We start from the raw sequence: 13,073 nt of genomic DNA, 5'->3' as shown, positions 1-13,073 counted from the left end.
CACGCAGCAGAAAATTTAGGGAGAAATTGGATCGGTATTGATATTACTCATTTAGCAATTGCTTTAATAGAAAAACGATTAAGAGATGCCTTTCCTAACAAATTTATTGAAGATGAAAATAAAAATCAAAAGTTAGTTCCAGGGATTGAATTTGAAGTAGAAGGTACACCCCAAGATTTAGCAGCAGCCGAAGATTTATTTACAAGAGATCCTTATCAGTTTGAATGGTGGGCTTGTTCTCTTGTGAATGCACAACCATATAAAGATAAAAAGAAAGGTGCAGATGGTGGTATTGATGGATTGATATTTTTTGAAGATGTTATTGATATCAAAAAATCAAATAAAACTGCTGTGAAAAAGATTATTGTCAGTGTTAAAGGTGGGAAAAATCTTAACCCAGCGATGATTAGAGATTTACGCGGTACAATGGAGACAAATAAGGCAGAAATAGGATTGTTTGTGACTCTCACACCTCCCAGTCAACCAATGATTAAAGAAGCAGCATCTTCAGGTTTTTATAAAGCTGGAAATGGCAGAAATTACGCGAAAGTGCAAATTTTAACTATTGAAGAATTATTAACAGCACAGAAGCGACCAGAGTTTTTTGATATGAAACAGGGAGAATTGACATTTAAGAAAGCACAAAGGGAAAATCAAGATATAGGAGAACAGGGGAATTTATTTCCCCATTCCTGAAAATTAAGGAAAATAAATGAATATGGAAAAAATTCCAGTTAACCCAGACCAGAATCTTTTCCACAAATTAAAACACAAATCAAAAATTTATTAACCCCCCTTTCCCAACAACTAAATTGAAAAAATAATTGCTTCTAACAACTAACTACTGATGCACTTCTTAAACCTTGCACAGTAGAAATTACCTGTTGGGCAACTTGATCAATTTCCTCAACTGTATTAAATCTGCCAATCCCAAATCGCACCGAAGCATAAGCTAACTTATCTGAATGTCCCAGGGCCTTCAAAACATAGGAAGGGGCAACATTATTAGAAGAACAAGCAGAACCAGAAGATACAGCTACTATTGATTGTAAACCTAAAGAAAGTGCAGCACCATCTACACCTTCAACACTAATATTTAAGTTTCCTGCTAATCGTTTTTGAGGATGTCCATTTAAGTAAATTCCTCCGACATTAGATAACTGTTTCCACAATCTTTCTCTTAATTCTATTAATCGTTGATTTTCTGTTTCCTGTTCGGCTATTGCAATTTCTACAGCTTGACCAAAACCGACAATTTGCGGTGTATATAAAGTCCCCGAACGCATTCCTCTTTCATGTCCTCCCCCATGTTGTTGAGAAGCAAGTTTAACTCTTGGGTTACGTCTGCGAACATATAAAGCCCCAATTCCCTTTGGTCCATAAACTTTATGGGCTGTGAGAGACATTAAATCAATATTCATTTCTTCCACATCTAAAGGTATTTTACCAATAGCTTGGGCTGCGTCTGTGTGCAAAATAATTTGCCGTTGACGACACATTTCCCCAATTTCAGCGATTGGTTGTAAAACCCCAATCTCATTATTGGCAGCCATTACAGATACTAAAATTGTATCATCACGCAAAGCTTTTTCTAACTGATTTAAGTCAATTAATCCATCTTTTTCGACTGGTAAAACGGTGAGATTAAAACCCAGATTTTTTAAATATTCACAAGGATCTAAAACTGCTTTATGTTCCGTGGCAATAGTTACAATATGTTGACCTTTTTGGAAATAAGCTTCAGCAATACCCTTAATAGCTAAATTATTCGCTTCCGTTGCACCACTGGTAAAAACAATTTCCTCTGGAGTTGCGTTAATTGCTGCTGCTAAAATTTCCCGTGTTTGTTTAACAGCAGCTTCTGATTCCCAACCGTAAATATGGCTAATACTAGCCGCATTTCCAAACTTTTCTGTAAAGTAGGGAATCATAGCAGCCATTACCCGTTCATCAACCGGGGTAGTAGCATGACAATCGAGGTAGATAGGACGACTGGACATAATTAATTCACAGTTAATTCAAAATTTGACCTAGTTTTTTTAAGATTTGGAAAACTTGATAAAGTTCGTTTTCTCGACGATACAAAGTGAATTTGTCTGATAAAGCATATCTAGCTTGATCTTTTTGCATAAGTTTGATAAATTGAAAATCTTCTCCATTGATTACTAATGAATATACAGGATAATCAGGATCAGGATTAGCCAGCATATAAGTAAGTGCTTGGGGTATGGCTTCTGCAAGAGAAAAAGCAGTTCTTTTAGATTCAATTACCAATAACCATAATTGTTGTTGGATAACTAAAACATCAATTTTACCTCTGATAACTTCGTCTTCATTTTCGACCGCAATTTCTATTGATGATTCACTTCTAATCAGGAAAGGTTCATCATAAAATCCAGCTAAACTGAGTAAGGGAGATAAAACTACTAACTTTACTGTTTCTTCCGATAAAGGAGGATATTTCACTAATCGGAGAAAATGCAATTTTACTTTGTCTAGATATTGTTTTTCTAAATCAGAGATTTCTGGTAAATTTTCCCACCATTCAGGAAAAAATGCGGCATTGTCGCTTTGTTCTAGACTAAACCTTGCTTCTAAATAGGCAATGCCTATATTTCGCGCTTGAATGAATTGAACCATAATACAAAGAATATAATTGATATTCCTATTGTATAAGGTGGGAATGGTTATATTATTTCATTAACATAGTTCAGTAAAGTAAAGTTTAAATTAATTAACATTTGGAAAATCAAATGTCTAACGGTGAGAAATCACAGCTATATCAACAAAATCCGACGAATCAGACCATAAAACTTTAAATAGCTGCTAATTCCTTAATTTTTTTGAGTACAGATTCAGCATGACCTTTTGTTTTGACATTAGGCCAAACGTAGGCGATAATTTTATCAGGTGAAATTAGGAAAGTTGAACGGGCAACTCCCATATATTCTTTACCCATAAACTTCTTTAAACGCCATGCACCATAAGCTTCTATTAATTGATGTTCAGGATCAGTTAATAGGGTAATTGATAAATTGTGTTTGTCTATAAATTTACAATGAGATGCGGCAGAATCTGGACTAACACCGATGATTTTTGCCCCCGCTGCGGTAAATTTAGAGGATAATTCTGTAAAGTCTTGTGCTTCGGTGGTGCAGCCCGGTGTATTATCTTTAGGATAAAAATAGAGAACTATCCACTGATTTATATCAGCAAGATTGACTAGATGATTATTTTGGTCTGGGGTAGAAAAATCCGGTGCAGGTTGTCCAATTTGGGGAATATTGCTCATAATTAGTCTAGGAAAAATTAGGGATAATTGAAAATTATTGAATAATAGGGAAATTATTCACTGACATTTAAATCAATTTCTCGTCTACGAGGGACATCATAAACCATAAAATCATGAGCCATAATTGTTTTAGGAAAAATCGCCCTTGCTTCTTTTAGTAAGTCTTTTAATTCAATGCTATTTCCTGGAGCATAACGCGGACTAAAATGAGTCATAATTAGTTTATGAACTCCCGCACCATAAGCTGTTTGTGCAGCCATTGTAGTTGTAGAATGTAGTCTTTGAAATGCCATGTCTGAATCTTGATGGGCAAAGGTAGCTTCGTGAATTAATACATCTGCATCAATAGCTAGTTGCACTGCACCCTCACAATAAACTGTATCTGTACAATAGGCAATTTTTCGTCCAATTTCTATGGGTCCACATAGTTCACTACCATTAATTACTCTTCCGTCCTCTAGTGTAACTGTTTCACCGCGTTTAAGTTTACCATATATTGGACCAGAAGGAATTTCTAAGGCCTTGGCTTTGTCTATATCAAAGCGTCCGGTTCTATCTTTTTCTGCTACCCGGTAGCCAAAGGCGGGGATACGGTGATGTAAAAGACCACAAGTAACAGTAAATTCCTCATCCTCATAAATTACCCCTGGTTGAACAGTATGCACTTTAATGGGGTAAGAAAAGTGAGTGTGGGAGTAACGGGAAGCAGCTTGCAAATACTCGTTTAAGCCCGATGGACCATAGATATCAATTTTATCCACATTACCGGCTAAACCGCAACTAGCAAGTAATCCCATTAAGCCAAAAATATGATCACCGTGCATATGGGTGACGAAAATCCGGGATAGTTGGCTAATTTTTAACTCACTTCGCAAAATTTGATGCTGAGTTCCCTCTCCACAGTCAAATAACCACAATTCTGCCCGTTGTGGCAACCTCAGCGCCACGCTAGAAACATTGCGTGATTTTGTAGGTACACCAGAACTCGTCCCTAAGAATGTAATTTGCACGGCGTTTTTTAGCTTTCCTTTTGCTCAATATAGTTCTTAATTATCTATCTTGGCACAGTATTGGCAAGGTTAGCTATTGGAAAAATCAAAACATCAATATTTTCTAATTTTTCTAATTTTAGCAATGTTTATTGCCACCAAAAAGAACTTGGTAAAGGCCAAGATAACTCACAAAGAGTACCTTGAGGATAAAGAGAAACCCGTCTAAATTTACCTTTAAGTTGTTGTGCTAATTTTTTAAATTGTTTTGTTCCCCAACCTTCTCTTGATGAATAAGTTCCTAAACCATTATCCATAATGCTGAGGGTGTAACGTCCTTGAGATACAGAATAACTAACTTGTAAACAGGTGATTTCTGTGGCGTGTTTACCAACATTACACAAGGCTTCTTCTAAAAATCGGCAAAGTCCTCGCTTATTTTGAATACTTAAATTACTGTCATGGATAGGTTCAAAATTGTGCATTTTTAGTTTCAGGGTTTTAAAGCAGGGAAAATCTCTATCTAAGGTGTAGCTATAAACTTGATAGAGAATTTCATGTAAAGGGTTTCGCAAATCTATGACTAGATTATTTCCTAGATAAAGGCTGGTATCCTGGGTAAGACTTTCTTGTTGCCAAAATTCATACATTCCTCGTAATTCTTGATTTAATTCTTCAAGTTCTGTTTCTATTAAAGGTAGTAATTTATTAACTGGTAAATCTTGTCCTTTGACTATTTTTAAAACTTTAGCTAAACTTTGTAATGGTCCATTATGAATAGTTTCTATTTTTAGTTCAATTAGATTTTGACGAACTTTAACTATGGACTTCAACGCTTTGTTGTAATAAGATAAAGCTATAAGCATAATGCAATTTATAACTAGAATAAACATTGCTGAAATCAGAGAACCTGAGGAATCCCAAATTAAAAAAAAATAGCTAATGAACTCTAAACTAAAAATAGTAATGATAATTCCTGCTAACTTTCCTCCAGAAACAAAACAAAGTTTTTTTGGGAATTTTTTAAACATTTGGGTTTGCATAAGCTGATCTTCCAGTATTAATAACTTAATTATGGAAAACACCTGATTAATTTTACTAACTTTATTTATTAGTTAATCAATTAATCCTTCCGCTCTAGCTTTGATTTCTGTTTGAATACGGATGTTTTTACCTTCTTCTGGGTAAATGCTTAAAGCGTCTTGTAACTTACTCCAATAATGGCGTACCATACGTTCAGATATACACATATTTTTAGCAATTACTTTATCTTGTAATCCTTGTTCAAAAGCTAAATTCAGCACTTGCAACCACTCTGGTTTTATCTCTAACCCTGAGTGTATTCCTTTAATATCTTTTGTGTGAGTTAATCCCTGTAATGCCCAATCAACTCTAGTTAACATTTCTGCGGTAGAAAGACTTTTATCAGCGACAGTAAAGCCTCCTTGATGATTATCAATATAAGGACGAATACGCACTAGTGTTTTCACGTGAGCGCTTTGAACAACAAGATTTAGATGAGAATAATTTTCCATCAAAACTTTCAGAAATTGAATACCTGTATCAACTCGCGCTGTCATTTCTAATTTTTCAGGTATGGAAAGATCCATAACTAGCAAATCAGGTTGAAAAATAGCAATTTCCTCTAAAGCATGACTAGCATTTGTAGCAATATTAAGTTCAGCACTAGGATAGTTTTTTCGTAGTATTTCAACTGTTCCATTTAAAACTGATTCGTGATCATCAATGACCATAAATTTTAAACTTGATTTTTTTGATAAAACTTGTTTCATATCTAATCATTGTCTCCATATTTACACACTTAACAAATTTCGATTGCTATCTACTACTATCAATTGCTTTTTACTAGATTCTATTACCTATAAATGATTTACTATGGGGGGTATGACCCCTCACCCCACAAAAAAATCTTGAAAAATGCTAAGATTACCAGATATATTTATGACAATAAAGATTATCTCTATTTAACAATAGATTAGTCTTAATAACAGTTTTGACAGATATAGTATCTGGTGCTATGCAAGCTATTAAGTAATTAGATTGTGATCAATAAATTTAACTATATGAAGAAACGTAAACCACATAAAACCATCACTAAAACTGTGATTCCTGTTCTTAATATTTCCTTGTATACAAAGAAGAATTTATGGGAAACTGTTGTAAAATCATAATCGCTGATATATTTTATCCATCAAGTAAAACCTGTTCTCATTGTGGACACAAAAAAGAACATCTTTCTTGATCTGAAAAAACTTATCACGGTGAAAACTGTGGTTTTGAAATGGCTGTAGCTATAAATACAGAAATTAACCTATCGCGTTTGGCTACAGCGTGTAAGTCTACTGTAGCTTCCCTAAGGGTGGGACACATCCCAAACACTCCTGTTGAAGTAGAAAGTAAAGTCTGGTTTTGTTTAGGTTTTATATAGCAGTCTCATAACAAGAGTCGTCTCAAGACGACTGGAAAACGCTTTTAGTCCACTTTAGTGGACTTGAACTATTAGACTGGGAATTCATTCCCAGGCGGGTTAGGATACTAATTGATCACTAAGTTTCCGCTATAATGAAACCAAGAGAGTAAATATGTTTTTATATTTGTCTAAACTATTACCACTATTTTTTTACCCTTTGGGATTAGCTAGTGTGAGTTTAATTGTAGCTTTGGTGACTTTGCGGAAACGTCCCCGCATTGCGACTATAGCCATTTCTCTATCTTTAGCTATCTTACTGCTCTGCGGTAATGCTTGGGTGGCAAAATACATGGTACGCAGTCTAGAATGGCAAAATATCCCCTCCTCCCAAGTTCCCAAGGCTGAAGCTATATTGGTCTTGGGTGGAGGAACTAAATCAGCAACTTGGCCGCGTCCAACGGTAGATTTAAGTGAAGCTGGCGATCGCATTATTTATGCTGCTCAACTCTATTTTCAGAAAAAAGCCCCTATAATTATCCTCAGCGGAGGTCGTATTGACTGGCGTGGTAGTGGTTCTCCAGAATCAGCAGATATGGCAACTATTCTTACATCTATTGGTGTCCCCTCTGAGGTAATTATCCAAGAGCCAGATTCTCTGAATACATATCAAAATGCGGTTAATGTCCGTAAAATATTAGCAGAGCGTCAGATTAAAAAGGTATTATTAATAACCTCTGCAATGCACACTCCACGAGCTTTGAAAATTTTTCACCGTCAAGGTATTGATGTCATTCCCACACCCACGGACTTTCTTGTTAGTCAAGATGATTTACAAGAATTTACTAGCACACCCAAATCTGCTATTCTCAAATTATTACCAGATACTGATAATTTGCACGAATTTACAGTTGCTTTCAAAGAGTATCTGGGTATTTTTATTTATTGGCTACGCGGCTGGATTTAATAATTACTTATCCCCCATTACCTTATGAGTAAAGAATTACCACACATTTTTCCCTCCCCTCAACCCGAAGTTGAGGAAATATTTGCTGTTCATCAAACAGCGCGGGAATTTTATTATGAAGTTAATACCCGTTCTGACTTTAAAAAGCATTGTGAATGGTATTATCTAACCGCAAACCAAAACCGTCAAGACTTAGCTAAGATGCGCGGCGAACTAAATATTATGGCCTGGTTTTGTCGCCGCTAATTGGTGACTTAGATAATTTCTAGTTCAGCATCGCGTAAATGAGCTTTGAATTTTTTACTAAACTGCACCAAAATTGGGAAGTTAGCACTGACAGGTCTCCCATTCCATTGGGTGACAATGGCGGCTACTTCCCCTTCTGTACCCCGGATATCAACGGACTGACCTTTATGTTCAGGATGATGATAAACCACTACTGATTCTTTAACACGCACGCGATCGCCTACTTTCATAGTATCATTTATTTGTATCTAACTTTTGTTTTTCCACAACCATCTCCATAGCTATCTTGGCTGAATTTACTTTTCAGCTATAGATGACTAAGACAAATCCACCATGATTTCATAACAAATCTAATTTTACAACACATTCAGTTATTATTCTCATTTTGAACAAAATTACCCCAGATTTGTATTTGAGTCTGGGTTTTGTCAGTTCTTAACCTGAAATATTTGTAGTGCTTGATAATATAAAGCTTAAATCAAGTTAATTCCTCCTTAGGTATATCATTATCTACGGATGTTTATAGCTAAATTCAGAATATGTAATGTAAGTTATGGTATCCAAATAAATCTATTTTACATTCCTTTACACAGTTTGGTTTTTTCATGCCAACTTACTTAGTCAAGTTTTTCCTTGACATTTGTTACACAGTCCAAAAAACTCTAGGGTGTGATAAAAAACTTTAAATTGATGACTGGTTTGCAATTGTCTTTCTAGTTCGTGGACAGGACATTGATGAATGGGTATGGAAATACCGCATTGTAAGCAAGTTAGGTAATGTTTATCCTGTTGTACTAAGCTATAAATGGCTTCACCATTTGCCAAAGTTCGCGCCTGTACTAAGCCTTCTAGTTTCAGAGCTTCTAGGGAACGGTAAACGGTTGCTAAACCTATACTTTGATGATCGTTACGTAATTCTACGTAAATATCCTGAGCGGAAATGCTGTGTTTAATATTTTTTAACAGGTTTAAAATCCTTTCTTGACTACGGGTGCGAATGTTTCTCATGGGTATTTATAAATTTGTATCTATAGTAAGGGTAATTGATGAATTACCCCTACATTGCTAAATCCTAATTATATTTTCACTCAGTTGCAACATAAAAGTTATAGTATAGTGATCGCAGCTTTTAGCAAAGGCCTCATGCAAAGAAAATATTTAGCTAAAATTTTTGTTACCCTGAGAAATTCAGTATTAGATCCCGCCGGTGTGGCTGTACAATCTGGCCTCACACAAATGGGATATGATAATGTGGAACAGGTGAGAATTGGTAAATACATTGAGTTAATTATTGTCGCACCAGATGAAATGAAAGCGCGTCGAGACTTAAATCAAATTTGTTACGAAATGCTATCAAATCCCGTGATTGAAAATTATCGCTTTGATTTGATTGAAGTCGAATCACAAACGGGAGCATTTTGAAATTTTAATTTGGTAATTATTTCACTAATTATTTCACTACTGACCACTGACTAATTATGAAATTCGGTATTTTAGTTTTTCCAGGTTCTAATTGTGATCGTGATGTCGCCTATGTTACCAGAGAATTGCTAGGGCAACCAACTCGTATGATTTGGCACCAAGAAACAGACATTACTGATGTAGATGTGGTAATTGTTCCTGGTGGCTTTAGTTACGGTGATTATTTACGTTGTGGTGCGATTGCTCGCTTCTCTCCAGTTATGCAGCAAGTGATTGCTCATGCACAACAAGGTAAATTTGTCATCGGTATTTGTAACGGGTTTCAAATATTAACTGAGTCTGGTTTGTTACCTGGGGCATTGACGAGAAATCAAGACCTGCACTTCATTTGCGATCGCTCTCCCCTGAAGGTAGAGCGTAATAATTTACCTTGGACTCATGGTTATACGCAAGGAGAAGTGATAACTTTACCCATTGCCCACGGAGAGGGGCGATTTTACAGTGACGAAACCACTTTAGCAGAAATTGAAACCAACGGGCAAGTTTTATTTCGTTATCAAGAAAATCCCAACGGTTCACTTAACAATATTGCGGGGATTTGCAATCTTCAAGGTAATGTATTAGGAATGATGCCACATCCAGAAAGAGCAGCAGATCAAGTCTTAGGTAATAGCGACGGTTTACGCTTATTTCAGGGTTTGTTGGGGAAGGTAGCAGCTTTGGTGTAACAGATACCCGACCTCTCACCGAAGTCGGGGATTTTTCTTGGTATTATGTATTGACTTGACAAGACTTAAAGGTTTATAATTTAATAAGTGTAATTTTGATGGCGAAACCAGGGGGCATAAATGAATAGAATCATCACAAATTCAGACTTAGCTAATGTTGATTATACTGATTTATTGGACAAGATTTTAAAAGTGTTAAAAGAACAGCAAATCTTTACCATTTCTGAGGATAATCAACGGTTACTAATTGATGTTAATCAAGTAGTTAATGAAGTAATTAAATTAAACCCAACTAATCCATTAGGAAACGAAAGAGCAGTACGCGCTGCTACTCTGAATTTTAGTGCCAATTCCCAAGATTTATTTATTGAGAGAATTAAAGAAATTACTGATTATATTCAGCAACATCTAACAGCAGCAATTCAGAAAAATCCAGCAAATCAATTAATAAATAGATTTCAATTTATTCAACAATTACTAACAGATTTACAGACATTTAAAGGACAATATAATAAACATGAAAAAACCAAAGAAACCCTTTTAAACTTTACCTATCCATTTCTTCCTGCGAAAAATCTCCAAAAACAAAGATTAACAGTCAAGAGAACCGAAAATAGTCCAAATAAACAACTATTAAAAGCACATAAAGTCAAAATTTCTGTAGATAAACCTCGTGATTTTTCTGCAACATTATTAACAGGAATCAATAATTATCTTGATGTCAACTTTGCTGATATAAATTCACAAGATAGAGAAGAACTAGAAGATATTATTGACAACTTAGCCAAAAATCCCAACTCAGATATTTACAGTGTACAAAATCTAGTCAACCAAGAAACATTAGGGAAATTAAAAAAATTAGCTAAAATTAAATATTTAGAATTTCTCCTAGAAAATATTGATGAAAATGCTAGTGATGACAACTTTAAAGGTAAGATATATTTACAGGATTTAATTAGAAGACTGTACTTATTAGAAGACTATATTAACGATAGTAATAAAGCAGATGGAGAATATGAAGTTAATTATGCAGGAAAATCAGTTAATTATCAAAGTATGTTTTCTCGCAGTGAAGCGTATGATATATTACCAATTATTCCCAAGATTGAAGGTTTTTTAGGAGAAACAGAAGATCCTGGTAAAGAGAAAATAGAATTTACCTTTGGGTTAAAGTTGAAATTTGATGGTAAAGTACAAACTTATGGTGGTAGAACAGTTTTTGATTATAACCTGAATCTTTTAAATCCTAAAGAACATCAACAAGCAGTTGGGAATGAATCAGAAAACAGCGGTTTTGCGTATCAAGTCCTGAAGATTGCATTTTTATATTATTTCATATTTGCATCTCGTCAAGATCCTACCGCAGTAGATTATGATCCTCGAAAAGAATTAGAATATGATCCTTTAGCAAAAGTAAATATTATCTTATCAACTTTACAAGGTAATGATGAAGAAGCAAAAAAGAAATTATTAATAAATTTGCGTAAAGGATTTAATGATTATAAAATTCAACATAAAATTGATGTTCTCAAAAAAGTTCTCAGGAATTTAATTAAACGAGAAACTTCATTTCCCAGTGGAAACTATCCTGTACATATTTCCGTAAAAAACAGTATTTTAGAAAATGACATTGATAGGATCAATGACAGAGAAACAATATTTAAAGAAGCATTGAGAAAAAACTTTAAAGACTGTTTAAAATATATCAATGTAGGAAATGCAACCACACAAGCCAACTTACTTATTACACTTCGCGCAAATATCAATATTAGTGAACTTCATTTTTTAGAAACAGAAGATAAAGAAACATTCACAATGGAATATGATATTCCTCGATCTGTGAAAGTTTTACCAGCGATATTTTTAGGGATGCAAGATAAAAGATGTCAAGATTTTTATAACAAAAACTTACAACATCGTAAACTACTAATTTTTCCCCATCGTTTGGAAACTGAAAAACTAGAAAATCATCAACAAATAATTTACAAAATTACCTACAGTTTACTAGCGTATATTTGTCTTCATGTCATTTTAGAAAAACAAACTAAGATATTTATTCCTTTGTTAAGAATACATCTCAAACAAAAAACAGATGAAAATGTGATTATTGAGAAATTTATAGTTTCCTTAACTAAGGTATTATCCCACTTATTTAATGATGGATATCGCAGTAATGAACAGGGAATAGTAATTACTGATAGTCAAAAGCAAATTAACTTTAAAATTCCTAATGTTCTCAGTTCATTATATTCAGTTATTCCCAAAAAATTCATTTTCTCTTCAACTGATAACTGTTCATTTAAGGAACTAGATAAACTTGCAATTATCATAGTTTCCAGTCGAGAAAGTGATAGTAAATGGGGAATAAAAGAGAAAAAATCTAATTTAATGGGAGAAATTCTTACCTTACAAATGGAAGCTAAAAGTGTAAGATTTCAACTTTTTAAAACCTTTTCAGAAAATTTTAATGATCATGAAAATATGTTTGAATATCCTACCGTAATAGTTGATAATGTCAACAAACTTTATCAAAAAGGGTACAGACATTTTGTTTATATAGCAAAAGTTCCCTATAGCAGTACATTACATATTACCCAAACTGTCAAAGATGAAGAATTATTTTTCATGTCCAAAAATGTGATTACCGCATTCATAAAAGACAAACCTGATATTAAAATTTATCCCATGTTTTTTGAAAAATACTATGTTGTGAAAATGAAAAGTAAGGTAACATCTACATCATTATATATTCAAGATACCCTAGAGCTGACTAGTTTAGAAGAGGATAGAAATAAACAATCTGTGATATTTTTTAATTTGTTTAATGGTTTACAAGTTGCGAATGATGTAAATTATCATGGAGTGATGTCTTATGCGACATTATTAAATACAGCAGTTTCCGAAGTTATGAGGTACAGTTAGTAATAATAAAGATAATACTGTCATGAAAGCATATTCAGTGGATCTCCGAGAAAAAATAGTTGCAGCCCATATTGAGGAA

At 34.2% G+C, this 13,073-nt stretch carries 14 protein-coding genes; 6 read left to right on the top strand and 8 right to left on the bottom strand.

Annotated elements, in window-relative coordinates; genetic code table 11:
- Window positions 1-696, top strand: a 696-nt coding sequence (locus tag H6F39_RS19275) for a restriction endonuclease (protein WP_190397239.1), incomplete at its 5' end; no start/stop codon positions are given.
- A 134-nt stretch (window positions 697-830) separates the two neighbouring features.
- Here H6F39_RS19275 and H6F39_RS19270 read toward each other — a convergent pair.
- The 6 genes from H6F39_RS19270 to H6F39_RS19245 form a co-directional block, all read right to left on the bottom strand.
- Window positions 831-2,000 (bottom strand): IscS subfamily cysteine desulfurase, encoded by a 1,170-nt coding sequence (locus tag H6F39_RS19270; protein WP_137907953.1) that lies wholly within the window; start codon window positions 1,998-2,000, stop codon window positions 831-833.
- A gap of 13 nt (window positions 2,001-2,013) precedes the next feature.
- Window positions 2,014-2,640: a restriction endonuclease subunit R gene (locus H6F39_RS19265; RefSeq protein WP_137907952.1), complete on the bottom strand. Its 627-nt coding sequence runs from the start codon at window positions 2,638-2,640 to the stop codon at window positions 2,014-2,016.
- Window positions 2,641-2,815: 175 nt separating this feature from the next.
- Window positions 2,816-3,292, bottom strand: a complete 477-nt coding sequence (gene bcp, locus H6F39_RS19260; RefSeq protein WP_137907951.1) for a thioredoxin-dependent thiol peroxidase — start codon at window positions 3,290-3,292, stop codon at window positions 2,816-2,818.
- A gap of 53 nt (window positions 3,293-3,345) precedes the next feature.
- On the bottom strand, window positions 3,346-4,302 hold the full coding sequence (locus H6F39_RS19255) for a ribonuclease Z (RefSeq protein WP_137907950.1): 957 nt from the start codon (window positions 4,300-4,302) through the stop codon (window positions 3,346-3,348).
- Window positions 4,303-4,430: 128 nt separating this feature from the next.
- A complete protein-coding gene (locus H6F39_RS19250; RefSeq protein ID WP_137907949.1) occupies window positions 4,431-5,147 on the bottom strand; it encodes a sensor histidine kinase in 717 nt (238 codons plus the stop codon).
- Between the two features lie 249 nt (window positions 5,148-5,396).
- Entirely contained in the window at window positions 5,397-6,074 is a 678-nt protein-coding gene (locus H6F39_RS19245; RefSeq protein ID WP_137907948.1) for a response regulator, read from the bottom strand.
- 810 nt (window positions 6,075-6,884) lie between these two features.
- On the opposite strand from H6F39_RS19245, the gene H6F39_RS19240 reads away from it, so the two are divergent.
- Entirely contained in the window at window positions 6,885-7,676 is a 792-nt protein-coding gene (locus H6F39_RS19240; RefSeq protein ID WP_190397238.1) for a YdcF family protein, read from the top strand.
- Window positions 7,677-7,700: 24 nt separating this feature from the next.
- Window positions 7,701-7,922: a hypothetical protein gene (locus H6F39_RS19235; RefSeq protein ID WP_137907946.1), complete on the top strand. Its 222-nt coding sequence runs from the start codon at window positions 7,701-7,703 to the stop codon at window positions 7,920-7,922.
- Between the two features lie 8 nt (window positions 7,923-7,930).
- On the opposite strand, the gene H6F39_RS19230 is transcribed toward H6F39_RS19235, so the two are convergent.
- Both H6F39_RS19230 and H6F39_RS19225 read right to left on the bottom strand, forming a co-directional pair.
- Window positions 7,931-8,152 carry a ferredoxin-thioredoxin reductase variable chain gene (locus H6F39_RS19230; RefSeq protein ID WP_137907945.1) on the bottom strand — a complete coding sequence of 74 codons (222 nt, stop codon included), beginning with the start codon at window positions 8,150-8,152 and terminating at the stop codon, window positions 7,931-7,933.
- A 391-nt stretch (window positions 8,153-8,543) separates the two neighbouring features.
- Window positions 8,544-8,930, bottom strand: coding sequence for a Fur family transcriptional regulator (locus H6F39_RS19225; RefSeq protein ID WP_137907944.1), 387 nt, complete (start codon window positions 8,928-8,930; stop codon window positions 8,544-8,546).
- Window positions 8,931-9,065: 135 nt separating this feature from the next.
- Between H6F39_RS19225 and purS the strand changes: the two genes are divergently transcribed.
- The 3 genes from purS (at window position 9,066) to H6F39_RS19210 (ending at window position 12,994) form a co-directional block, all read left to right on the top strand.
- A complete protein-coding gene (gene purS, locus H6F39_RS19220; protein WP_028083786.1) occupies window positions 9,066-9,344 on the top strand; it encodes a phosphoribosylformylglycinamidine synthase subunit PurS in 279 nt (92 codons plus the stop codon).
- A 56-nt stretch (window positions 9,345-9,400) separates the two neighbouring features.
- Window positions 9,401-10,072 (top strand): phosphoribosylformylglycinamidine synthase subunit PurQ, encoded by a 672-nt coding sequence (purQ, locus tag H6F39_RS19215; RefSeq protein ID WP_137907943.1) that lies wholly within the window; start codon window positions 9,401-9,403, stop codon window positions 10,070-10,072.
- 120 nt (window positions 10,073-10,192) lie between these two features.
- On the top strand, window positions 10,193-12,994 hold the full coding sequence (locus H6F39_RS19210) for a hypothetical protein (RefSeq protein WP_190397237.1): 2,802 nt from the start codon (window positions 10,193-10,195) through the stop codon (window positions 12,992-12,994).
- Window positions 12,995-13,073 lie beyond the last annotated feature (79 nt).

Source organism: Dolichospermum sp. FACHB-1250 (genome assembly GCF_014696335.1).
GTDB lineage: Bacteria > Cyanobacteriota > Cyanobacteriia > Cyanobacteriales > Nostocaceae > Dolichospermum > Dolichospermum planctonicum.
Note: the sequence above shows the minus strand (reverse complement) of the source record. Positions and strands in the feature narration are given on the sequence as shown.